The following is a 23253-nucleotide window of genomic DNA, read 5'->3' on the forward strand; positions in this document are numbered from 1 at the left end:
CCGCACGCGGGGATCAAGACTCGTCGCCGCGCGGCCCCGCGCCTGCACGATGGAAAAATGCGCCAGCGCCATCACGTGCAAGACGGTGGAGCGCACCGCGTCGTTCCAGCCGCGCGGAAGATCGAACCATCGAGCAGACATGGAACTGCCTCCATAAAACGTGGCCACCACGCGGAAACTTGTGGATCTTCGTGTCCTCCGCGTCTTTGCGGTGTAACTCAGCGGCTGCGATTCTACTCCGCGCCCCACGAGAAGGCGGCCCGTGTTGGCGCCCCACTTGTCGGACCGGCAGGAAGACACGCCACCTCAAATTGCGCTCCTTGTGCCTGTTGCCGCGAGATTTTTCGTTGAAAAATTCTCCGGGCACTTGGTAGATAGAGCACGCGCGGCGTTGGGGACCCCACCCCCTACCTCCGCCCCTTCGTCGGCGCGCGCTGGATGCCGCGTTCTTCGATTCGTTTGCATCGCGCCAACACACGGCGCGAGATTGACAGCGCACGCGCGATGACCGACGTTGAGCGCAGCGTTTCGCCAACAGGCGTCAAACGCCTGCAAAACAGCCCTCAAACGGCGCACAAACAATCCAGCAAGAACGCGCGAACATGTGCGTAAGAGGCTCGCTCGCAGCGCACGCGCACGGACGCGCGCGAGAAAATATTTCTTCACCATACAGGTACACGACTTGCGAGACGACTTTTTAAGAATTCGTTTTGACGAATGTCGAACGACTGTCAAAGATTCCCGCGGACACGCATTCGGCGTGTCAATGAAAACGGCCCGTGCGAGTGGTGGAACACTCGCACGGGCCTAAACACGACAACCCTAGATAGGAGAGTTGCCATGTCTACGTGCTGATTCTACGGCCGTGCGCAAGACGCCGCCACCCGCATTCTGGACGCCTTCCAGGCGGGCGAGTTACCGAAGGCACTGGCCCCGATCTTCATCGAGCGGCGTGACGGCCTGCCATGCCGGGCTTGGTCGTGGGCGAATCAACTATTGGTCGCCTTGCACGGCTACAGCGATGCCCGGGGTTTCCGACAATGGGAAGCCGTCGGCCGCCACGTGCGCAAGGGCCAGCACGGCTTCCCGATCCTTGTGCCTTGCACGAAGCGTTTCGAGACAACCGACAGCGAGACGGGCGAAACGTCGCAGCGTACGGCCCTCTATGGGTTCAAGTCGGCCATCGTCTTCGGCTTGTCGCAGACCGAAGGGGCCGAGTTACCGCCCGCCGATCCTGCCGCCTTGGCGTGGATCGAATCGCTCCCCTTGCTCGACGTGGCACGCTCGTGGGGTTTGACCGTCGAGACGTACAGCGGGCGAGCCGGCTCGGCTTTGGGCCGCTATCGCCACGGTCAAGGCATCGCCCTAGGCGTCGAGAATCTCTCGACGTGGGCGCACGAGTTGGTCCACGCTGCCGACGATCGTCTCGGCCAGCTTGTCGAGCATGGCCAGCACTGGCGCAGCGAGACGGTAGCCGAATTAGGCGGGGCCATCGTGCTGGAGATTCTCGGCCATGACGCTGCCGCCGATCGTGGCGGCTGCTGGGAATACGTCTCGGCCTATGCCCGAGACGCTGGCCTGGATCCGCTTGTCGCCTGCCAGCGGGCGCTGAAACGCACGTGCGATGCGGTCGCGCTGATTCTCTCGACGGCCGAGCAACTGACCACGGTCGAGACTGCCGCCGCCTAACCCTCGCTGCCGGCCGCCCGCAAGCGGCGCACTGCGCCTGCGGGCGAGCCGGCTTTCTCGAATCATTCACTCCAGATTGGGAGCTACTTCCATGCAACTTCACGAACAATACCGTCCGCGCACGTGGACCGAAGTAGTCGGCCAAGACAAAGCCGTCTCGACGATCAAACGCATTGCCGCACGTGGACTTGCTGGCCGAGCCTACTGGATCAGTGGCCAATCGGGCACGGGCAAGACGACGCTGGCTCACCTGATTGCCGCCGACGTGGCCGACGACTGGTGTACCGAAGAGCTAGACGCCACCGATTGCACGGCCGCCCGGCTGCGCACGCTCGAAGACAGCCTGCGCACGCGCGGACTCGGCAAGGGGGGCCGCGCCGTCATCGTCAACGAAGCACACGGCCTGCGCAAGGATGCCATTCGCCAGCTACTCGTGCTGCTGGAGCGTGTGCCGGCGCACGTCGTCTGGATCTTCACGACGACGAACGACGGACAGGAATCGCTTTTCGACGATTACGACGACGCTGGCCCCCTCTTGAGCCGTTGCGTGCGCATCGAGCTATCTCGCCGAGACTTGGCCAAGCCATTCGCCGAGCGAGCCAGGATGATCGCCCAAGCCGAAGGGCTCGACGGCAAGCCGATCGACGCCTACGTCAAGCTGGCGCAGAAGCACCGCAACAATCTCCGCGCCATGTTGCAAGAGATCGAGGCGAGGCGGGCGGCATGGCGGACTGACAGTCTCGATGGGGGCCAAGTGTAAAGGGTCATTCCGCTCCTCACTTGGCCCCTTTCGCGGGCAATTTCAAACAACTTACGACGACTCGAAACCGTCAAGGGTCGAGTTTAGTTGAACCCTTACACTCACTGCCGAAAGGCCATTATGAAACACGTTGCAATCTACAGCCGCGTCAGCACGAAGCAACAAGACCAGCGCAGCCAGGAACCCGATTTGAAGCGTTGGGCCGAGCATCAAGACGAGCCGGTCATTTGGTATCGGGACAGTTTCACGGGACGCTCGATGGAGCGGCCCGATATCACGCGTCTGCTGGCCAACGCCGCGAGCGGCCAAGTGTCGAAAATTGTTATCTGGCGCCTCGATCGATTGGGGCGAACGGCGAGCGGCTTGACCGCTTTGTTCGACGACTTGGCCGCCTGGAAGGTCGATCTCGTCTCGCTCCGCGACGGACTCGATCTCGGAACGCCAGCCGGCCGCCTGATGGCCAACGTCTTGGCGTCGGTCGCGGCGTACGAGACGGAAGTCCGCGCCGAGCGAGTGCTGGCAGGGCAAACTGCCGCCAGAGCCGCCGGCAAACGCTGGGGCGGCTCGAAGCCCGGTCGAAGTCTCAAGACCAGGGCCACGCGAGAACAAGCGGCGACAGCGCGCCGACTCCACCAGGAGGGCCAGAAGATCGCCGCCATCGCCCGCGCCGTGGGCCTAAGCCGGCCGACCATTTACGCCTTCCTCAGTGACAGAACCTAGTCCAGCAGGCCAGGCTGGCGAGCAATATACCGTCTTGTGTTCGCTGACAGCGTTGACGTTGACACAACCCCTCTAAAACGCGAGGAAAAGAGGGTTGTGGCAACGTCGACAGTGTCGACATGGGTGCCGGTGCCGCCAGAGGACCCTTGTATCACATAGCCTGTTCGGAAGCGTCCAGCCGAAGAAATAGGATGGCGCGAGCTTTTAGCGATTGCCCTGACCGACGGCAGTCACCATCGCCAAGATGCCAGCCCGCACTGAATCGGGCAATCTGGGCCATGCCTCGAACAGTGATGCCAATTGAAGGTTAGTCGACTCGTCGTGAACAGTGCCCAATTCGCGCGCTGCGTCTAGCGCTGCCTCGGCGGCTGACGAATGCAGTATCTCGTTGTCGGCATTACCGTTGTGCGCATTCTCCAGGGGACTCATAATCCCTTGGTCCCAGGTTCGAATCCTGGCGGGCCTATTAGACTTACGTCCCGTCGAGTGTGCGATTGTGCTGGTTGCATGCGAGAGATCGCGGCATTCGGTTGCGCACTGCCGAGGTGGCATCGACGTTTTGTCAGGCTACGTCTCGCTCGAGATCGACGAAGAGCGTTTCGAGGCAACGGTTGCTCTTCCCCCAGTCGAAGAGTTGGCCTGGAATCTTTGTTGCGGCGGTGACCTCGGTCGAGCCCGCCGCGCGGCGCACGCCGACGATCAAGTTCCCCTCGAGCGCGAACATGTCGGAGGGGAGCACCGCCTCGAAGCAGCAGCCGTCTTCGGCCTGCGTGACGAGTCGTAGTGTCTGTCCGTTGCGCGCCAGCGAGCAGAGCATGCGCAACATCACGCGACCGATAGGGGCCTGTACCTGGCCCGCACGGTGCTTGCCCGTCTGTATGCCAAGGCGCGCATAGAGGGGTTGCACGAGCGCGGCCACCTTGTCGAGCGGTACCCCCATGGGCATGACCTTGTCGCACAGTTTGAGAAATTCCTCGCCCGAGAGGGGCGTGCGCGACATCGTGGCATGCCGATTGATAGTGTCGCGGACGCGAGTCACGTTGAGGAGTGTCTCGTAGCGGACTTCTTGCTCCCAATCGACGGGCAACTCGGGCTCGGCGTCTTGCTGTCGGAGAGGCGTCTCGTCGAGCACGCGCAGTGTTGACGGCGTTTCGGCGGTGGCAGGCACTTGCAGCCGATGACCACAGTGAGAGCAGAACTTTCCACGGGCCTTCTGGCCACATTCCGAGCAATACATCGGCACACCACTGCGGTGGAAATATGCGAAGCGGCCATGACGGCGCGAGGCCACGTTATCGGTAAGTCATCGGCTGCGATGCGGGGCGACTTGAGCGCTGGCAGCAGTGGCGGCGGGGAGGTGGAAAGCTGGGGGATCTGCCGCGAACTTGTGCCGCCACGAGGCTTTCTCCAAGGGGGCGTCGCGTCGTAGCGCGCCCGTCGGCACGAGGTCGAGCAGGCACTCTACGCGGCCGGCGTCTGGGGAGTAAAGACGTGTTTCGTTGACCCGTTCCCGGGTCCTTATTAGATTACGGGCATTCAGGGGGGCGTTCCTGCGTCCGGATGAGGGTGACTTCCGGATCGATACGGGAAACATTGATTCAACCGTCTCGACCGGGAGCAATTGGACGTGGCACCAACCAGATCTCGCGCGCCATTGCGCGCCCGTAGGCCTGCTCGTAGGAACCGGCTCGCTTGGCATTCGACGTTCGATCGACTTGAACGGCGTGGCCTGCGGCTGGAGCCGCTCGAAGATCGCTCGCTTCTGGCGGCATCTCCGCTGGGGAGCGAGTTTCAACTCAACCCGACCGCGGCGAATAATCAGTCGTCAGTCGCTGTTGGATATCACCCGAACAGCTCGCAGTTCGTCGTGGCCTGGGTGAGCAATTTGCAGGACGGCAGCGGCGACGGCGTCTATGCTCAGCGGTACAGCACGTACGGCGATCGCGTGGGCGCGGAGTTCCGGGTCAACAATGCCACTAGTGGCAATCAAACGGCGCCGAGCGTGGCGATGGACTCCTTCGGCAACTTTGTCGTCGCGTGGCAATCTTCGACCGGCGACGGAAATGGCGACGGCATCTTCGCGCGCCGATTCGCTTACGATGCTTTCCCCCTGACGGGCGATTTCGTCGTCAACTCTGCCACCACCGGCAACCAGCAGGCGCCCGCGGTCGCCATGGCCGATGACGGCCGCTTCGTCGTCGCCTACCAAAGCTCGGTCGGCGATGGCAGCGGCTTGGGGGTCTACACGCGACTTTATCAAGCGAATGGGAACGCAGTTGCGGGCGCGGTCCTGGTGAATCAAACCACGACCGGCAATCAATTCGCGCCGGCTGTAGCGATGGACAGCACGGGCCGTTTTGTCGTCTCGTGGACCAGCGCCGGACAGGATGGTAGCGGCGAAACGATCGTCGCCCGTCGCTATGGCAACACGGGGGCGGTATTGGCCGACGAGTTCATCGTCAATCAGACCACGGACGGAAATCAATCGGCGCCGTCGATTGCGGCCAATGCCGATGGATCGTTCGTCGTTGCCTGGCACAGCGCCAATGTCGACGGCAATGGTTCGGGCATCGTCGCCAGGCGCTACAGTGCGAGCGGCGCTGCCACGAGCAGTGAATTCGTCGTCAACCAGGTCTCGGCCGGTAATCAGACGAACGCCAGCGTAGTCACCGTGGGAGCGAGCGGATTCCTGGTCGCCTGGCAGAGCGCAGGACAAGATGGCGACGGTGAAGCGATCGTTGCACGCCGATATGACTCGAGTGGCAACGCCCTGGAAGATGAATTCGTCGTCAACACGTTTGCCGCGGGCGCGCAAACGTTGCCGGCCGCGATCATGCAGGCCGACGGCGACTTTCTCATCGCCTGGCAAAGTCCGGGCCAGGAGTCGGGCGGCGGATCTTCTTTGGGGGTCTTCGGCCGCGGTTACTCGGTCGTCAACGACGCGCCGGTGTTGCGTCAAATTCCGAACAAGATAACCGATGCCGGCGGCACGATCGCCTTTACGGCTGCCGCTCTCGATGAAGACCACGGCCTCGACGTGCTGACCTATAGTCTGGCCGACGGCGCACCGGTCGGGGCCACGATCGACGCCGCGACGGGGGCGTTTACCTGGTCGACCGTGGATGTAGAACCCGGGCGCTATTTCGTCACGATCGAGGTCCGCGACCTGGCCGGCACGGTCGATTCCATGGATGTGGCGATGACGGTCTTCGCGCCCGGCGAACGCACCGTGCTCGATGACTTCGTCAATGCGATCGATCCCGCCTACAACTGGGATTTGCGCAGCCGAATCCGTGGAGACGGCGTTACCAAGTACAGCCTGTTGGTCACGTCGGGCACGTGGCGCACGGCTGCCGAGTTGAATCAACCCCTGTGGCAACACTGGTTGAACATTTACGTGCCCGACAACTTGCGTCGGACCGAAGTGCTGCTCTTCATCGACGGGGGCAGCCGAACCACCACGCCGCCGCTCGACACGGAGTTGGATTACTACGCCGGCATTTTGTCCAAGTTGACGCGCGGCATCTTTGTCGACTTGTTCAGCGTCCCCAACCAGCCCTTGCTGTTTGCGGGGGAGACCGCGTCACGGTCCGAAGATTCGATCATTGCCTACTCGTGGCGCAAGTATTTGGAGACAGGCGATCCGACCTGGCCGGTGAATCTGCCCATGACCCGCGCCGCGTTACGCGCCATGGATGCCGTTACCGATTTCTTCGAGTCGCCGACGGGGGGGAATCGCGAGATCACGGAGTTCATCGTCGGCGGCGGCTCGAAACGGGGTTGGACCACCTGGCTCGCGGCGGCCACCGATCCACGCGTCGGCGGCGCGCTGCCCGTGGTCTTCGATGCATTGAATCTCGACGCCAATTTTGCACACCACTATGCCTATTACAACGGCACGTTCTCTTCCGCCGTGAATGACTACGTGCGAGAGGGGATTCTCGACGTCAATAACTTTGGAAAAGAGCAGATTACCGCGTTGCTGTCCTTGGTGGATCCGTTCTCGTACCGAGAGCGTCTGACGCTGCCCAAATACATTCTGAACGCGAGCGGCGACGAGTTCTTCGTGCCCGATTCGTCACAGTTCTATTACGACGAACTGCTCGGGCCGAAGAATATTCGCTACCTGGCCAATTCCGGTCATGGTCTTTCGAGTGCCGAAACGGTGATCCTCGAATTGGTCGATGTCTATTTCAATTTCGTCGATGGCGTCGGCCTGCCCGAATATGAATTTCAGCTCTTGCCTGATGGCACGATCGAGATGACGACCAGTGCCGAGATCATGGGCGCCACGCTCTGGCAGGCCACGAACACCACAAAGCGCGACTTCCGCTGGCCCGTCGTTGGCGCGGCGTACGTCCCCTCGGCACTCTCTTTCGAAAACGGTGTCGTCCGTGCGAACGTGCCGACGCCAGGCCAAGGGTGGACGGCGTACTTCATCGAAATGACCGTGCAGCACACGCTGGGCTATTTCACCAAGGTCACCAGTAGCATCTACATCAAGGGGCCGCCAGCCAATTCACAACCCGAATTGCCGTTGTTGAATGACATTACCATTGTCGAAGGTTCATCGTTGTTCATCGCGGCCACGGCCACCGATGCGGATGTGGGGCAGACGTTGACGTACAGTCTCGAGCCGGGGGCGCCTGGTGCGGTTTCGATTCATCCGACGACCGGCAACCTTATCGGCTTTTGGGACGATCAAGTGGCCGGAGCGATGCCGGTCACCGTCACGGTGTGGGACAACGGCTCGCCGGCGCTGCCCGATCGCCAGACGTTCCGTATTACGGTGGTCAACGCCGCGCCGACCGCCACGCTTTCCGGGCCAACGACGGGCGTGCCGGGGGAGTCGCTGCTCTTCACGCTGCTGGCCACCGATCCCTCGAGCGCCGACCAGGCGGCCGGCTTCACCTTCCACATCGACTGGGACGGCGATGGCACCATCGATCAGACGGTCTCCGGCCCGAGCGGCATGACCGTCTCGCACACGTTTGCCACGGCCAACACCTTCGCGGCGCGCCTCACCGCCACCGATAAGGACAACGGCACGAGCGAAGCGAGCACGCTCATCGTGAGCACGAACCTCGCCCCCCTGCCCCCGGGCTCGCAGGCTTCCTTCTCCGTCGTCGAGGGGCAACCGCTCGAACTGGCCACGAGCGGCTGGACCGATCCCGAGGATCAAACGCTGTCGTATACATGGGATGTAGACAATGACGGCGAGTTCGACGACGCCGTGGGAGCCACCGCCACGGTCGCCTGGTCGACGCTCGTCGCGCTCGGCCTGGGAGAAGGCCCCGCCGTACACCTGGTGCGCGTCCGCGTGGACGACGGTCATGGTGGCGTGACGATCTCCGCGCCGATCGAACTGACGATTCTGAACGCTCCGCCCACGGTCGATGCCGGCGGGCCGTACACGGTCGTCGTGGGGCAGAGCCTCTCGCTGGCCGCGCTTGCCACGGATCCGGCCGGCGACCACGATCCGCTGACCTACGCCTGGGATCTCGACGGCGATCTCGATTTCGACGATGCCACGGGCAGCACGCCCACGCTCAGTTGGACGCAACTGGCGGCGCTCGGCTTTGCCGAAGGGACGCAGGTCTACACGATCCTGCTCCGCGTGGCCGACGACGATGGCGGCGTGACCGAGGTCTCGACCACGCTTACGATCGAGAACGCCCCGCCGGTGGCGGGCGTCACCGGCGACCTGATCGCGCGGGCCGACGTCACCTCGGCCCTCTTTACGCTGACGGCGCTCGATCTCGAGGCCAGCGATCAGGCGGCCGGCTTCACCTTCCAGATCGACTGGAACGGCGATGGCACGTACGACGAAACGGTCGTCGGCCCGAGCGGCACGACGGTGAGCCATACCTTTGCCGCGGCCGGCACGTTCGGCGTACTGGTCCGCGCCATCGATAAGGATGGCGGCGCCAGCGAAAATGCCCGCCATGCGATCCACGTCTGGAGCCTGGAGCAGATCGGCGCGGATGTCGTCTGGGAAGGCTCGGGCGGCGACGATGCCGTGCAGTTCCAGCAGACCGGTCCGCACGAAGTCGAGGTGCGCACCACGCGCGTGGGGGGCGTCGTCACGAACTTCGTCGAATCGTTCTCGGGCCTTACCGGGCGCGTGATCGGCCGAGGTGGCGCCGGCCACGACGTGCTCGACGCCGGCGCGCTCGCGTCGATCTCGGCGACCCTCGAAGGGGGACGCCACAACGATACCCTCATCGGCGGCGCTGCCGATGATATCCTGCGCGGCGATTTCGTCGGCGCGAAGGGTGACGGCGCCGAAGGAAACGATTCGATCCTCGGCGGAGCGGGCAACGACCTGCTCGAAGGTGACGGCAGCGAAGGGGGCAAAGACACCATCTACGGCGGCGCCGGCGATGACACCATTCTGGGCGATGGGGGGGACGGCGCCGAAGGCCGCGCCGATCGACTCTTCGGCGAGGAGGGCAACGATCAGATCTTCGGCCATCATGGCAACGATCTGATCGATGGTGGCAACGACGATGATCTCATCACCGGCGGAGACGGCGCCGAGTCGAACGACACGCTCCTCGGCGGCGCCGGCAACGACGTCCTCAGTGGCGGCTCGGGCCGGGATAGCATCTCGGGCGGTGCCGGCCGAGACGTGCTCCTCGGCGGGCTCGGCCTCGATACACTCAAGGGAGAGGCCGACGAGGACTTGCTCGTGGCCGATACGACGACCTTTGCTCTGAACGCTGCCGCCTTACTCGCCATTCATACCGAGTGGACCTCGAACAACAGCTACGAAGATCGCATCGCGCACCTGACGGGCACCGCCGGCGGCGCCAACGGCACGACGTACCTGCAGCCCGGCACGACGCTGTTCGACGATGGCGAGATCGACACGCTCACCGGCGGCGCGACGGACCTCGACTGGTATCTCTACAGCCTGCTCGAAGACATCCTCAACGACCACGAGCCTGGTGAAACCCAAACCGACACCAGCCCCTTCCCCCTGCCCGAACTGTAATCGCGGGAGAGAAAGGCGTCTCGACTCGCGCGAAAGACGCTACGAACGGTCCGATCCGGCCATTCGAGTGAACCATCGAGGCAAGTGGCCCCTCTGGATTATTCGGAGAATTCGCTTCGCGGCGCCGAGGCCGGCATTCCTCGGCGCAAGATACCCTTGACGCAACCCCATCGGCGTGTCAGATTTGCCTGTCTGGCAGTTGTCGCGGGGAGCATTCAGGAGCAGGTCGACCCAAAGGTTGCCCACTTCTGGCGATTTGCGAAGGCTGTCTTACAGACGATCCGGGCGATTAGCTCAGTTGGCTAGAGCACCAGCTCGACAAGCTGGGGGTCACAGGTTCGAGCCCTGTATCGCCCATTTCTCAAAAACCCGTGGACGAGCTGACTGTCTTAACGGCTGCTGCGCACCAGTCCCAGCACGCCCCAGGCGCTGCCGGCGCCGGTGATGGGAATCGGACCGGGCTTGCTCGTGTCGTCCGGCTTCGTCGGACGCGAGACCATCTCCCAGGAACCATCCTCGCGCTGCGTCGTGCGCAAGAACTCCTGCCCGCGCACGATTGCGGTATCGTCGTGTGGCACGCCGGCGACCGCCAAGGCATAGAGCGCCTGTCCCGTGGCCCAGGCGTCACACGGCCTGTCGGGCGTTTGACGCCAGCCCCCGTCGGCCTGCTGGTGCTGCTTGATTTGCTCGACCAGCGGCTGACATTCCTCGGCGGGTCGGCCGAGCTTGTGCCACAGCACCAGCCGCAGGGCACGCGCCTGTGCGTCGTCAGAAACGGGTATCGAAGCGAGCCAGGACGCGGCGCGATCGACGGCGTGCTTTGCCGACTCGTCTCCCGCCACGGCGGCAGGCTGTAGCGCAAGTGCGGCGATTATGGTGGCCCCCTCGTCCGAGTTGCTAAAGATTGGCGGGCGTGTCTCGGGCCAGGAGGACCACGAACCGTTTTCGTTCTGATCTTCTCGGATCGTGGCTAGATAGCGCTTCACTCCCTCCTGCATCTTGACATCGGGAGCAGGATCTATCGCCAGCGCCAGCGCGAAAAGCGCGGCCTTTTCGTACAGCGCGTTGGGCACGCTTTCCGGTCGCGGCGTGCCCACGTTGCCATCCCCCGATTCAGCAACCCAATTCGACAATTCCGCGAGCACCGGTTCGTCAACTCGATGTCCGCGCAGCTTTGCCTCGCGCAGCGACCAGACGACCATGCTGGCGTGATGACACGATACGCAGGCATGCTCCTCTTTCCACTTGAGCGCATCGCGGACCAGAAACGCCAGGCCGCGCTCGATCGTGGCATCGAGTGGTGACACGGACGGCGAAGCGTTCACTGAATGCGACAAGGTAGGTTCGTCGCCACGCACCCTCGGAGAGCAACTCAACAGCACGATAACCGCCAGAAGAAATCGCATGTCGCGACTCCAATCCTCACGATCAAGGTTCGATCTTGAAAGGCGCCGTGTATGCCGTGAAGCGGTGGACCTGGCCCCCCTCGCGATAGCGGCCATAGTGGACGAGACGGTACGTGCCCGGGGGCGTGTCTGGCTTCGATTCCCAAGTGATACTGACCTGGAACGGGTCGGGAGTCGTCGCGTAGCGCGGTGGCGCCAGATCGAGAATGCCCGTGCGATCGGACTTGCGGGCCTTCTTACTCTTATCTTCCGGCGTGATGCGTTTCCATTCGGCGGCGGTCTCCCAGTCGCCGATCTGCGGGGCCGCTTCCCAGGTGTCGGGTTCTTGCACCAGGCGCTCGACGGCGAGGAACTCGTCGTGCCGGTCGTAACCATTCACGGGCAACCCCGTCCAGAAGGTGGCGGTGATGGTTTCGCCCGGCTTGTACGAGTCGCGCGGCGCGGTCGCGACGTCGCCAAACCTGGCTCCCGCCGGCGGCTGCTCGTCGGGACCATCGAGACTCGTGGGCCGTAGGGGAATCGTACGCATGTCGGTCGGCGTGTCGCGCGACTCGACCGTCGCGTTGGACTTCAAGGCCTGAGCCAGGCGTACGAACTCTTGCCGATAGGCGGCCTCGGACCAGGGACCAAAGAGGGTGTGGCCACCTTCGTACTGCTGGAGTTGGTATTCGTGCCAGGTCGTCACGTAGCCGGCAAAGTCGTTAGCATAGCCGGCAATGACGACGTGGCTCGGATCGACGCCCAACTCCTGGCCCACCGCCTCGCGAAAGCGCCGCCCACTCATCGTGGTGTATTCGGCCGGACCGATGACGAGCACGAGCTGACCGATCCGTGCCACGGCCAAAGGCAAAACCTGCTCGTGCAACGGCGGGCGAGCCAGTCCGCTGGCAATGAGCACCGCCTTGGGCTTCTGACTTTCGATGAACTCGGGCGTAGGCTTGACGCTGGGCATCACGAGTCGAATCAGGGCTTCGATGCCGGGATCGGTCTTGGTCATGCCTTCGTGAAACAGGGGATGTCCTCCCCCTTCGGCGTCCGATCCGGCGGCAAAGGCGTAGCCCCAGGCCGATGGCGCCGTGTGCTGCTCGCCAGCGCCGGTGAACTGGTCGGCGACGGTCACGTTCGACAGGTTGACGAAGGCATGGCGAACCTCGATCGCTCCCTGCAATTTTTCAGCAGCCGAGGCAAAGAGTTGCTGCGCCGTTTCGGCCTGGCGTCCTCCCTGAATGGCGCAACTCTCCAAGTCGGTGCTGCCCGGCCCGGTGGCATCGAGATTCAGATTCGGCGTCGCGTCTCCGCAATTGCTGTTGGCAAAGGCGGCGATGAAGGGGCCCGATTTTTCCGCCTCCGACGCGAGCATTTCTTCGACCACGCTGGCGGCGTATCCCTTGTTATCGCTGGTGGTCAGCTTGTAGTGAAAGTTTACCGACGTGGGATGCACGGCAAACCAGTTGAGCAAGCCCACCGCTCCGTCGTCGCGGACGAACTTGAGGAGCGTCATGTGCGTATCGACGGGGCTCTTGTACTTGCCGCGTTCCTCCTCGGGATTGTTGCGGTAGGCGATGTGCGAGCGATTCGCATTGCCTTCCTGCACTTCTCCTTGAGCCATGTAGATCGAGCCGGGCTGCAAGTCGGCGTCGGCCGCGAGGATCGATTCGGCGATTCCCTCGGCCAGGGCGTCGAAGGCCTGGAGAAAGAAGTCGCCACCCAAGGCGCTTGCCGAAAGATGATGGTGATAGCCCCCGGGCGTGCCATGCGTGTGCGTACCGGCCAGAATGAGATTGGCGTGATCGTACCGGTCGCCGAGCTTCTCACGCACGCGCTCCAGCACGGCCAGCTTGAGCGTGTGCGTTACGAAGGCCAACTCGCAGGTCACGTACGCCAGGCGCGATTGATCCTGCGCATCAGCGATGACGAACGTGCGGGCATACTGCCGCTGGCGAATGCCGGTACCAATTTGCTTGGGATGGACGTAGCCCAACATCTGGATTCCCCAGACGGGGAGCGTGATATCACTCTTGGCTCGACCAATCTGAAAATCGTGAGCCGCATGGACGTTCGCGCTCGGCAACCATCCGGCCAGCACGAGCATCAGTACGATCCGCTTGAACATGAATCTCTTTCTCGACAGTTGCTGGACAAGACGAGCCTCGATCCGGGCAACACCATCATCGGTGACGCGGGGGATGGAGGGCAACACCCCGTCGATTAAGGACAACGCATGGTAGGGAAGTCAACGAAAATCGCACCTAGGGGAACCTACGGACCTGCCAAGGCTGCCATCGCGGCACGTCTAATCGCCACCACCACAGCCCCCGCATCCTCCTCCGCACCCCCCGCCACCACAACCGCTTCCGCCGCAGCCAGAACTACAGCCGCTACCCGACGAGGCCGCTCGTTCGCCCAAAGACTGCGCCAAGTCGCTATGGGGAGTCGATCTGAGCAGATCAAGACCGAACAGTCCCAGCACCAAGGGATAAGCAGCCGTCGAGGCTCCGGTCGGAACAAAATCACTCTGGTGCTGCTGTTTGAATTCGTCTCGAACATTGGCGAAAGTGCTCCGCAACGATTCGAGATGCCGATCGCCACGCACCGTGCGGTGCAAAAAATGCGTGAAGCCTACGAGCCCGACCAGTAGCGTAATAACGCAGGCCGTGACGAGGAAACCGATCGGTCGCTCACGCGACATGCCGACTGAAATCTTCCAATAACCGAATGCTGTCAGGCCCATGAAAATCGATAAAGGAATCAGGACAGCGAGCCAATTCGCCTCGGACGAGACGACCAATCCAGCCTCGCGTAGCTTTTGCAAGATGGTCTCGCAGTAGGCATCTCCGTCACGTTGTGCCGTTTGCACGGTGCCGCCCTGCTGCTGACCGTCGAAGGAGTGATAGACCTTTTGCTCGATCGCGTGCGAATCAGCTCCAGGCCTGGTGCGTTGGGCGAACGTCGGTGGTGTCTTGCCATCGCTTTCCAGATGGCCCCGATGCACCAGCTCGGCGAGCGCGGTATTGATTGTGCGGCGCATTCCACCGGCCAGGTATGCCATTTCGTAAGGATCGAGGTCGTGCGTACTCAGCGTCGTGGCGGCGTGTCCCCCACGCAAATAACGCCGCAACCAGATCGACCCCACGAACGCCACCATAAAGAGCAGAACGTACAGTACGAGGAACTCGACACCACGCATCTCGAGCGGGTTGATGGCTCCGACCGATAGCGGAGCGTCGAGTGCAACCAACAAGGGAAGGGTGACGCCAGCACTCACGACCCAAGGCCAACGTCGCATGCTCTCGCTTCGCCGTGCGATCGCGCGACGGGGCCAAGCTTGTCCGGAACGAGTCGGCTTCTCGGCAAATCGCTGTTCGAGCGGAGGCCACAGATCGACAGGAGGCTCTTCACCAAAAACCTGGCGGTAGGCGGCAAGGGTATCTCGATACATCTGACGATGCCTGGCGAGTTCCTGTGTTCCTCCTCGCGATGGTTCGTGGTGCAACGGCTGCCCGAGCGTGTTTTGGCAGAAGTCGTGCCAGTAGTTTCTTGTATAGAGCAGGTGCAGGTGCCAGACCTCGTCGACTTCGTCCGAAGGACATACCGTCCGCCCAGCCGTCATGACGAGCACGACGAAGCGGCGATATTCCTCGATCGCTCGACGCGTGAACGCTGGCGACCATCCCTGCTCCTCGGCCAGTCGTTGCGAAAAGGGGCGAGGGGCGTTTGGCTCGTCAAAGGAGAACGCGCGCAGTTTATCGAGCAGCTGGGCGGAATCGTGTTGCATCGTGGCCCCTCTTTCAAAAACGCGAGCGCAGCATATCCTGCTCGCAGGATTGTAACGCGGCTTCCCCGGCAGCATAGCATCCAGCGCCTGGGACACGGCAAAGCGGGAAATCTCTTGCGTTACCGGCGATTTGCTCGTGACTCCCACGCAACGCATAATGTGGCCGAACGTTCGATGCTTTCCACACCCTCAGTCGCGAAACGCACGCATGTACGCACGCTCCATCCTGGGAATCCTGGCGATCTGCCTGCCTTTGCACGCCTGGGCATACGAACCTGCGCGGAAGACGGACCAGCGCGAGTTCACTACCGCCACGCCGCTGCTCGACGAGAACGGATCTCTGACGGCCTGGGGCTGGGCTCGACGAGGTCTCTTCGAGTACAATCGCTCGGCCATCCCCGCCGCGCGCCATGCGCGAATCAAAGAGTGGGAACACTTCACGATCATGTCCCCCGAGTTCAGTGTCGGGGTGACCATCGTGCAACTCGGCCCGCTGGTGGCGTGCAGTGCCGAGCTGATCGATTATGCCTCGCAGTCGATCAAGAACGCGATGTTCCTCTCACCGACTCCCCTCGAGAAATCCGCGTTGCCGCCCGATCCTTATGGCAGCACGCGTCTGGCACGCGGCCAGGACTTTGTCTCACTCGCGTACGCCGACAAACGACGCGAGATCAGCTTCCAATTCGCAAAGTCGCTGCTGGCGGCAACGATGGAAGGTACGATCGAGTTGCAAGACGATCCCGCGCACGAGAGCGTGGCGATTACGCGCCCCTTCGCCGAGGAAGGGCACTTCTTCTACGAGAACAAGATCTTCGGCCTGCCGGCCACGGGCACGGTGACGCTCGAAGGGCGCACCTATACGTTACCCGAGGGGAACGCCTGGGCCATCTTCGATTGGGGCCGTGGCATCTGGCCGCGCGAGTCTCAATGGTTCTGGGGGCAGGCCGCAGGCAAGGCTGGCGATCATCAAGTCGCGATCAACCTGGGACACGGCTACGGCGACGACGCGCACGGAACGTGCAATGCGATTCTCGTCGACGGCAAGCTTCACAAGCTCGATGTCGTCGACGCGCAGTTCGATTCCGCCGACCGGATGCAACCCTGGCAGTTCACCAGCAACGACGACCGGCTGACGCTAACGTTCCGCCCGATATACCAGCAGCACTCGAAGCAAGATCTCGGCTTTGCCCGGGCCGAACTGTTCAAGATTCACGGTTCCTATTCGGGCACGCTCGTACTCGATGACGGCACCACGCTCGAAGTCAAAGATCTGCTGGGCTTCGCCGAGCACATGCAGCAACGGTGGTAATGCCGATCGATGCGTTCGGCAGAGATGCGTCCGTAGATGGCGCAAGAGCCCGGCGCGATGAGGCCGAGGAAGAGGTCGTCAGGATCGCGGAGAGAGACGAGCAGGGCGGGACACTTCGACCGGCTCGTTGATACCGGCGTGGCGTTAACCGTTGCCGCCCCCGGTGGCCGCGGTCGTCGTTTCGCGATTCCCGATCGAGTGCAGAATCTTTTTGGCTCGGTCGAGGTGTTGCCTGGACGTTTGCACCGCCCGATCGAGCACGGGCTGCAAGGCCGGCGAGGCATAGCTCTTCATCACGATCAACTCGTCGACCAGGGCCGTGTGGCCGAATACCTGGTATTCCATGAAGCTGTGATCGATGTCGGCCGGGTTCTTTGCGGCCAGCTCCTGCGTGATCGATTGCACGTACTGATCGGTCAAGTGCTGTTTCAACTGCAGGAAGGGGAGATTGTGTTGCACGACCGGTTGCGGCTGCGTGGGCGTCTTCGCGGACGGGGTGCCTGGCGCGGGGGTGGTGGTCGGCGCCGCGGTGGGGTTCCGTCTTGCCTCGCCGGCGATGGCTCGCAAGGTATCGAGCGCCTCGGAATGATCGTCGACCAGTTGCCCGGCGAACTGCTTCACCTCGGCACTCTGCAACTGGGAAGCGAGCGCGCGAGCCACTTCGATTTCTTTCCAATGATCGAGCAACAGACAATAGGCGATCTGCTTGTCGCAGCGGATGGTGTCTGCTTGCGTTGCCGCCGGTTGAGGTGCCGGTTTGGCAGCGGGCTTGGCGGGCGCCTGCGCGGCGGCGGTTCCGACCGTCAGCACGAGGCAGCAAGACGCCAAGCTGGTAACGATTCGCATGTGGCACCAGTCCTTTCGGAATGGACGTTGGATCAACGTCTCTATCGCAGTGCGGCGAGCCAGAGGGGCGGGATGCAATTCTGAGGGGAGGACGCGGCGGGGAGCGTTCCACGCGAGCGCGGCATCGTCCTAGAAATAATACGGTCCGAAGAGTCCTTCGTCGAAGAGGCTTTCGGCTAACAAATGCGTAAGGTCGCCCCTCGGCTAACGATTGCGTAAGGTTGACGCGCGGTCCCCGTTTTTTACCAGGACTGCGAGGCGTAGAGACGATCTGGATCGACCGGCGAGCCCTTGAGGTGATAGATCTCCCATCCGGCAAAGTGGGGGCCGCTGACCTCCCACTTCTCGCGCTTGTTGTCCGAAGTAAGGATGAATGCCCCCTTCCGCGTGCCGACCAGTACGCGAACGCCGCTCATGCCAGATCTCCTTACTGCTGTTTGCTACTGCGGTATTGCCCGCTGCTACTTCTTGGCCGTCATGTCGACGATCGTCTCGAAGCCGCCGTAGGCCATGCGTTTGATGTCGAAGGGCATCGTTGAGGGAGCCATATTGGCGAGTCGTGGATCGGCCATCACCTTGGCATTGACCCGATCGCGATGGGCCCGCGACTTGTAGACGATCCAGGAAAAGACGACTGTTTCGTTAGGCTTGGTCTTCGCCAGCTTAGGAAACGTGATGCTCATGCCCGGAATATCGAAATGCTCGCCGACGCATTCCACGTACTGCAGGGCGCCGTATTCCATCCAGATCTTGCCCGCCTTCGCCGAAATCTTGCGATAGGCCTCGATACTTTTCTTGGGGATCGGGATGACAAAACCGTCAACGTAGCGAGCCATGCGGAGAACTCCAGAGCTGAGTGAAAAGCGTGCGAATCGTATGGATGAAAGACGAGTGCGCTATTCGAGGACCGTAATCGGGTGTCCCTGCGAATTCTTGGGCAAAGGCAAATACTGCCCGATGGAGAATTTGCCCGGCCCGGCGAGCATGATCGGCGTCAGCAAACCAATCAGCGCCAAGTTGTATTCAAAACCTCCGTTGGACATGAAGAACCCATTCTTGCCGTGGACCATGCCGATCGCCCCCAGCATGATCACGATATTGGATGCCGCCGAAAAGCGCGTGAGAAAGCCGACGATCAGACCGACGCCGCCAAAGAACTCGCCGATCGTGACGGGATAACCCAGCGGCCCCATCTTCTCGACCGTATCGGCCAACCCTGCACCGCCGAAGGCCCCGAACAGCTTCTGCGCACCGTGCGCTGCGAAGATGACCCCCACGACCACGCGCAAGATTAAAAGCGAGACGTCGACCGACACTCGATCGGCAGTTGCAGAGTTGGCACTGCTCATCATGACTTCCTTGTTGCAAGAGACACTCGGGCTCCAGACGCTTCAACGCTCGGAGAGCAATGTAGCAAGACGATCGAACATCGACAGCCAGCTTGGATAGGCCCCCGTCTGCCGGGCGAGCGCTTCGGACACGGTCTGATCGAGCGTGAGTCGCGTCTGCCCGTTTACTTCATCCAGGGTCACCGTGACCGTCGTTTCGCGCGGCCAGGCAGGATCCATCCCCACGTCGGCCGGTTCCACCGGCTTGCCCTGCGCGTCGGCCGCGATCATGGTGAAGACAATCCGCTCCGGCGTGGCGACTTCGCGGAACGCGCCGACGCACCAGCACTCGTGCCCGTCGGGGGTGTGAATGCAGGTCCATATGCGGCCGCCGGGACGAAAATCGTATTCGTGGACCGTAATCCTGCACCCCTCGGGCGCGAACCACCGCTCGAGATGGGCCGCGCTCGACCAGGCGAGAAATACCAACTCGCGCGGTGCATCGAAGTCTCGCACGATATGCACCTGCGGTGCCGCCTGGGCGATCGTGGAAGTTGCGAGGTCACTCATTTCATTCCCCCCTGGCGTGCGTCACGCTTTTTCTTCGGCTTCACTTGCAATTCTCGCAGATACTCATCGAGCCGATCGAGTCGCTCATCCCAGAAGCGTCGATACTGCTCGACCCAGGCGGCCACCTCGGCCAGGGGCTGCGCCTTGAGCCGGCAGGGACGCCATTGCGCCGCGCGGCCCCGTTCGATGAGCCCCGCCCGCTCGAGCACCTTGAGGTGCTTCGACACCGCGGGGAGCGACATCTCGAACGGTGCGGCCAGTTCGGTGACCGAGGCCTCTCCCGCGGAGAGCCGCGTCAAAATGGCGCGGCGCGTGGGATCGGCCAGGGCCGAAAAGGTCGTGCTGAGCGGATCGGCGAGCATCGAACTACACCATGCAGGTAATTAACCAGTCGGTAAAATAAAGTGGCGACGCCAGCATGTCAACTAGGTCCCTCTAGGCTTTTTATCCCTGATCGTCGGCCGAGGGCCCATACAGTCCCGGCACTGGAATGTCGTTCAACCGCAGGTAGACGCAGACATGCGCGCGGTGGTGAATCGTGTGGTTGATGACGAAGGAGCGGATCACCGCCGAGCGCGGCATCGTGAACAACGGCTGCCCTGCTTGCAACAGCGACCACATCTTGTGGATGTCTTCGTCTTTCGCCGCCTGGATCGCCGCCTTGGCCTCGGTCACATTCTGGTCGAACATGGCCAGCACGTCGCGCGTCGTTTTCAAATTGGGCGACTTGTAAGGCTCGCCCCCCACGGGAGCAACATCCCAACTCTCGCCCGTCAACGTACCCGCTACCCAACCAGGGATCTCTGCTAAGTGATTGGCGTTCCAGCCGAGCGTGTTCGACTTCGCGTGGCAGCGCCATTCGAACTTGTCGTCGGGAATGCGCTCGAGCACCTTGCGCGTGCTGGCCATCTCTTGTTCAAACTCGGGCAGAATCAGATCGGCATATGACATAACAAAGCTCCTGGTAGACGAACGGCACATCGAAGGATCGATGGCTTCCCATTGCCGCAACAGAGGAAGTGCTCGCGCTATGACCGTTCCGCGATTACTGAAAGGCGTTTCCGGCTGTGGCTCCACGGTGGCTCCAGCTTCCCGCACCTGTCCGTGGTGCTGGGGTGTAATTCTAGCAGAGCAGGGGAGCGATCGGCGCCACGACGTAAAGAACGAACCCTCGCTCGGAAAGCAAAGACAGGGCGGTTTTGAGCGATAGGAAATGGCGCTATTCGCGCGAACTGAGACTGGTTTCCTGGGGCGCGAAGCTGTCGAGCGCCGTGGCCTGGGTGAAAGGCCGAGCGGCGCCGACAGCTCGCGTCCAAGAGGCGGGGACCTACCGCTCACTTGCCTTGAGGATCCGCACGAGCTCCATCAGCTTGCGATTGCGCTCGCGGGCGCGCTGACGTCCCAGGACCTGGGCGTCTTCATCAAGATAGGCTTCGAGCTCGTAGCTCTCTGCCGATTGAGGATCTTCGGCCACGAGCGAGAACTCGAAACGCCCCCGTTCGGCGCTGCCGTGGAACTGCGACAACACCATGTGGAGAATCTTCTTCGAGGTCGGATCGATATCGAGCTCGGCCGAATGGAACGTATAGCCGGTGCGGGCCTTTTTGATCTTGGCGTGGACGGTCACCAACTCGCGCTGGCGGCGATCGAATCCCTGGTCCAGTTCCAGATCGAAATCTTCGAGAATCTGTCCCGTCAGCAGACGTACATCGAGGCTCAAATAGGCAAACGTCGCGGCAAGTGGCTTGGGAACCTCATGCTTCTCATAGACCAGCCCGAACTTCTTGTCGAAGACCACCCAGGTCCGTTCCTGCTCGTCCTGTCCCCAGACGAGTTCATGGCCGTGCTGCGACGAGGTGACCCGAAAGCGATCGCCGCGCGTCCAGACCAGTGTCTGATCCCCGTCAGTGAGAAAGCTCCACGCGCTGGGGAGCTTTTCCAAGTCGACGCGATAACAACGATCGGCGGAAGGGGCCAGCGCCGTGTGCGCCGATTCGACAATCGAATAAGCGCTCGCCGGCACCGGCGAGACGGCAAAGTAGGTGGCCAATCCAGCAGCCATCAGCAGGCACGCCGCTAGGGCGACGCCCCCACGCACCGCCCAGGCACGTGAAAGGGGCAGGCTGAGCCCGGCCGGACGTGGCGCGTGCGCCGGGGACACCTGGGGACCGTCTGCCAGGCGGGCCTCGATCGTGGCTAGCATCCGCGCGAGGTCGACTCCGCGTCCGTCGGCCTCGAGCGCGGCACGCACGAGCGGTTCGATCTGATCTTCGGTGAAAGGTTGCGGGTGGTTCATCGATCGACCCCTTCGCAGAAGCGGGCGTTGAGAAACGCAGCCATCGCCTTGCGGGCCCGAAAGAGCAACAGTCGCACGTGGTCGCTCTGCACCTGCAACATTTCGGCGATCTCTTCAGCGCGGTAACCGAAGCTCGACAGCTCGAGCGCCGAGCGTTGGCGGATCGGCAGCGTTTGCAGCCCCTCGGCGATCGTGACCCGCAGTTCTTCGGCAAGGACGAGCGTCGAGGGGGTTGGAGCGGTGATATCTTCCAACTCCCAGGTGCCCCCTTCGGGCGGGCGTCCCTGTTCATCGAGGCTCAAAGTTCGTTCTCCGCGTGTGCGTTCGTTGATGCAGGCATTCGTAATGGCGCGGAACAACAGCTTGCGGCCATCGCGTGGCAGATCGTAGCGCGCAGCGTGCCCCAGCAGACGGCAAATGCAGTCTTGCACGATGTCCTCACCGCGATTGCGATCGCCTAAGAGCGAGGTGGCATAGGCGACCGCCCCCGGCAAGGCGAGCGTGATCCAAGTTTCCAATGTCGATGACCTCGACTACGTGAGGGGCCATCTGCAACGCGAGCTCTCCGATTGCCTTGCGCGCAGGCCGGTAATAAGGCTCGCGTTCTACCCTATACAACACGCCAGGGGGCGTTGCGTTTCACCCGAAAGCCCCCCTTTTCGGCCCGTGGGCATCTCTGGCGGGGACCCGATCCGTACTTCGTCCCGGCCTGCGACCACGCGGAACGAATGGTCCGAGACCAACGCCCCCGAGCATGCCGTTCACGCATAGGTCCAAATGCTTGACCCTCACCACCGGGCGACAGGCTCGCCGGCCGGCGATGTGCTAGAATCCGCGTCTGCCAAGCAACCAGCCAAAGACCACCCGCACCGCGAGGATGCTTCCATGCGCCGCACGACGTTCGCCTCCTACCTGACTCTGGCGTTGACCCTGGTGACCTCGCTCGCCTTTGCCGCCGACAAGGGGAACGGCTGGATGAACCTCTTCAACGGCAAGGATCTGCAGGGCTGGACGCAGCGCAACGGCACGGCGACCTACCGCGTCGAAGGAGATGAGATCGTCGGCAAAACGACGGAAGGGAGCCCGAACTCGTTCCTCTGCACCGACAAGCTCTACGGCGATTTCGAGCTGACCTTCGACGTGAAGGTCGATCCCGCGTTGAACTCGGGCGTGCAGATTCGCTCGACCACGGCCGACGGCGATCCGCAAGGACGCGTGAACGGGCCGCAGGTCGAGATCGAATCGGCGAACGACGAAGGCGCGCTGGCCGGCTATGTGTACGGTGAAGCGGCTGGCGGTTGGATGACTCCCGAAGACAAGCTCGTCCGACACAAGCACTTCAAGAACAACGATTGGAATTCCTACCGCGTGCTGGCCCAAGGTCCCGAGATCAAGGTCTGGATCAACGGCGGCCTGGTTTCCGACCTCAAGCACGACGAGAAGTTCGAGTCGCATCCGAAGGGCTTTATCGGTCTACAGGTTCATGGAATCGGCGTAGGGACTGGTCCCTACGAAGTCCGCTGGCGGAATCTCAAGCTCCGTGAAATCAACTGAGCC

General features: G+C 62.3%; 19 protein-coding genes and 1 tRNA gene. 7 read left to right on the top strand and 13 right to left on the bottom strand.

The features are described from left to right. Window positions 1-996 precede the first annotated feature (996 nt). From KF708_23500 to KF708_23510, 3 genes are all read left to right on the top strand, one after another. Complete coding sequence (locus KF708_23500) at window positions 997-1689, top strand: hypothetical protein (protein MBX3415671.1); 693 nt, start codon at window positions 997-999, stop codon at window positions 1687-1689. Between the two features lie 91 nt (window positions 1690-1780). After that, window positions 1781-2449: an AAA family ATPase gene (locus tag KF708_23505; protein ID MBX3415672.1), complete on the top strand. Its 669-nt coding sequence runs from the start codon at window positions 1781-1783 to the stop codon at window positions 2447-2449. 120 nt (window positions 2450-2569) lie between these two features. Beyond that, entirely contained in the window at window positions 2570-3169 is a 600-nt protein-coding gene (locus KF708_23510) for a recombinase family protein (protein MBX3415673.1), read from the top strand. Between the two features lie 562 nt (window positions 3170-3731). On the opposite strand, the gene KF708_23515 is transcribed toward KF708_23510, so the two are convergent. Beyond that, the gene (locus tag KF708_23515) at window positions 3732-4337 is read right to left on the bottom strand and encodes a hypothetical protein (GenBank protein ID MBX3415674.1); all 606 of its coding nucleotides are present in this window, start codon (window positions 4335-4337) and stop codon (window positions 3732-3734) included. A 708-nt stretch (window positions 4338-5045) separates the two neighbouring features. Here KF708_23515 and KF708_23520 point away from each other — a divergent pair. After that, window positions 5046-10166, top strand: a complete 5121-nt coding sequence (locus KF708_23520) for a putative Ig domain-containing protein (GenBank protein MBX3415675.1) — start codon at window positions 5046-5048, stop codon at window positions 10164-10166. Between the two features lie 283 nt (window positions 10167-10449). Beyond that, a tRNA-Val gene (locus tag KF708_23525) sits at window positions 10450-10523 on the top strand. A gap of 32 nt (window positions 10524-10555) precedes the next feature. Here KF708_23525 and KF708_23530 read toward each other — a convergent pair. The 3 genes from KF708_23530 to KF708_23540 form a co-directional block, all read right to left on the bottom strand. Continuing rightward, complete coding sequence (locus KF708_23530; protein MBX3415676.1) at window positions 10556-11473, bottom strand: terpene cyclase/mutase family protein; 918 nt, start codon at window positions 11471-11473, stop codon at window positions 10556-10558. Window positions 11474-11594: 121 nt separating this feature from the next. Next, window positions 11595-13685: a neutral/alkaline non-lysosomal ceramidase N-terminal domain-containing protein gene (locus KF708_23535; protein ID MBX3415677.1), complete on the bottom strand. Its 2091-nt coding sequence runs from the start codon at window positions 13683-13685 to the stop codon at window positions 11595-11597. 180 nt (window positions 13686-13865) lie between these two features. Further along, entirely contained in the window at window positions 13866-15347 is a 1482-nt protein-coding gene (locus tag KF708_23540) for a TIGR04222 domain-containing membrane protein (GenBank protein ID MBX3415678.1), read from the bottom strand. Window positions 15348-15555: 208 nt separating this feature from the next. Here KF708_23540 and KF708_23545 point away from each other — a divergent pair, with 208 nt between their 5' ends. Then, window positions 15556-16656, top strand: coding sequence for a DUF2804 domain-containing protein (locus KF708_23545; GenBank protein ID MBX3415679.1), 1101 nt, complete (start codon window positions 15556-15558; stop codon window positions 16654-16656). Window positions 16657-16800: 144 nt separating this feature from the next. On the opposite strand, the gene KF708_23550 is transcribed toward KF708_23545, so the two are convergent. From KF708_23550 to KF708_23590, 9 genes are all read right to left on the bottom strand, one after another. After that, on the bottom strand, window positions 16801-17502 hold the full coding sequence (locus KF708_23550; GenBank protein ID MBX3415680.1) for a hypothetical protein: 702 nt from the start codon (window positions 17500-17502) through the stop codon (window positions 16801-16803). Window positions 17503-17744: 242 nt separating this feature from the next. Further along, entirely contained in the window at window positions 17745-17918 is a 174-nt protein-coding gene (locus KF708_23555) for a hypothetical protein (protein MBX3415681.1), read from the bottom strand. Window positions 17919-17963: 45 nt separating this feature from the next. Beyond that, a complete protein-coding gene (locus tag KF708_23560; GenBank protein MBX3415682.1) occupies window positions 17964-18338 on the bottom strand; it encodes a DUF1428 domain-containing protein in 375 nt (124 codons plus the stop codon). A gap of 60 nt (window positions 18339-18398) precedes the next feature. Further along, window positions 18399-18854 carry a DoxX family protein gene (locus KF708_23565; GenBank protein ID MBX3415683.1) on the bottom strand — a complete coding sequence of 152 codons (456 nt, stop codon included), beginning with the start codon at window positions 18852-18854 and terminating at the stop codon, window positions 18399-18401. A gap of 39 nt (window positions 18855-18893) precedes the next feature. Next, on the bottom strand, window positions 18894-19400 hold the full coding sequence (locus tag KF708_23570; protein ID MBX3415684.1) for an SRPBCC domain-containing protein: 507 nt from the start codon (window positions 19398-19400) through the stop codon (window positions 18894-18896). Then, a complete protein-coding gene (locus KF708_23575; protein MBX3415685.1) occupies window positions 19397-19762 on the bottom strand; it encodes a winged helix-turn-helix transcriptional regulator in 366 nt (121 codons plus the stop codon). Before KF708_23575 ends, KF708_23570 begins: the two co-directional genes overlap by 4 nt. An 82-nt stretch (window positions 19763-19844) precedes the next feature. Next, the gene (locus KF708_23580) at window positions 19845-20351 is read right to left on the bottom strand and encodes a DinB family protein (GenBank protein ID MBX3415686.1); all 507 of its coding nucleotides are present in this window, start codon (window positions 20349-20351) and stop codon (window positions 19845-19847) included. A gap of 376 nt (window positions 20352-20727) precedes the next feature. Next, the gene (locus KF708_23585) at window positions 20728-21696 is read right to left on the bottom strand and encodes a hypothetical protein (GenBank protein ID MBX3415687.1); all 969 of its coding nucleotides are present in this window, start codon (window positions 21694-21696) and stop codon (window positions 20728-20730) included. After that, window positions 21693-22214, bottom strand: a complete 522-nt coding sequence (locus tag KF708_23590) for an RNA polymerase sigma factor (protein MBX3415688.1) — start codon at window positions 22212-22214, stop codon at window positions 21693-21695. Before KF708_23590 ends, KF708_23585 begins: the two co-directional genes overlap by 4 nt. A 367-nt stretch (window positions 22215-22581) precedes the next feature. Here KF708_23590 and KF708_23595 point away from each other — a divergent pair, with 367 nt between their 5' ends. Then, window positions 22582-23250, top strand: coding sequence for a DUF1080 domain-containing protein (locus tag KF708_23595; protein ID MBX3415689.1), 669 nt, complete (start codon window positions 22582-22584; stop codon window positions 23248-23250). Window positions 23251-23253: the final 3 nt, after the last annotated feature.

Source organism: Pirellulales bacterium (genome assembly GCA_019636335.1).
Lineage (GTDB): Bacteria > Planctomycetota > Planctomycetia > Pirellulales > JAEUIK01 > JAHBXR01.

What these genes read in the sequence shown, in the direction of transcription:
- KF708_23545 (MBX3415679.1), top strand. Translation starts at nt 15,556, where the DNA reads ATGTACGCACGCTCCATCCTGGGAATCCTGGCGATCTGCCTGCCTTTG.
- KF708_23535 (MBX3415677.1), bottom strand. Translation starts at nt 13,685, where the DNA reads ATGTTCAAGCGGATCGTACTGATGCTCGTGCTGGCCGGATGGTTGCCG.
- KF708_23560 (MBX3415682.1), bottom strand. Translation starts at nt 18,338, where the DNA reads ATGGCTCGCTACGTTGACGGTTTTGTCATCCCGATCCCCAAGAAAAGT.
- KF708_23540 (MBX3415678.1), bottom strand. Translation starts at nt 15,347, where the DNA reads ATGCAACACGATTCCGCCCAGCTGCTCGATAAACTGCGCGCGTTCTCC.
- KF708_23550 (MBX3415680.1), bottom strand. Translation starts at nt 17,502, where the DNA reads ATGCGAATCGTTACCAGCTTGGCGTCTTGCTGCCTCGTGCTGACGGTC.
- KF708_23580 (MBX3415686.1), bottom strand. Translation starts at nt 20,351, where the DNA reads ATGTCATATGCCGATCTGATTCTGCCCGAGTTTGAACAAGAGATGGCC.
- KF708_23510 (MBX3415673.1), top strand. Translation starts at nt 2,570, where the DNA reads ATGAAACACGTTGCAATCTACAGCCGCGTCAGCACGAAGCAACAAGAC.
- KF708_23570 (MBX3415684.1), bottom strand. Translation starts at nt 19,400, where the DNA reads ATGAGTGACCTCGCAACTTCCACGATCGCCCAGGCGGCACCGCAGGTG.
- KF708_23505 (MBX3415672.1), top strand. Translation starts at nt 1,781, where the DNA reads ATGCAACTTCACGAACAATACCGTCCGCGCACGTGGACCGAAGTAGTC.
- KF708_23585 (MBX3415687.1), bottom strand. Translation starts at nt 21,696, where the DNA reads ATGAACCACCCGCAACCTTTCACCGAAGATCAGATCGAACCGCTCGTG.
- KF708_23565 (MBX3415683.1), bottom strand. Translation starts at nt 18,854, where the DNA reads ATGATGAGCAGTGCCAACTCTGCAACTGCCGATCGAGTGTCGGTCGAC.
- KF708_23555 (MBX3415681.1), bottom strand. Translation starts at nt 17,918, where the DNA reads ATGAGCGGCGTTCGCGTACTGGTCGGCACGCGGAAGGGGGCATTCATC.
- KF708_23595 (MBX3415689.1), top strand. Translation starts at nt 22,582, where the DNA reads ATGCGCCGCACGACGTTCGCCTCCTACCTGACTCTGGCGTTGACCCTG.
- KF708_23575 (MBX3415685.1), bottom strand. Translation starts at nt 19,762, where the DNA reads ATGCTCGCCGATCCGCTCAGCACGACCTTTTCGGCCCTGGCCGATCCC.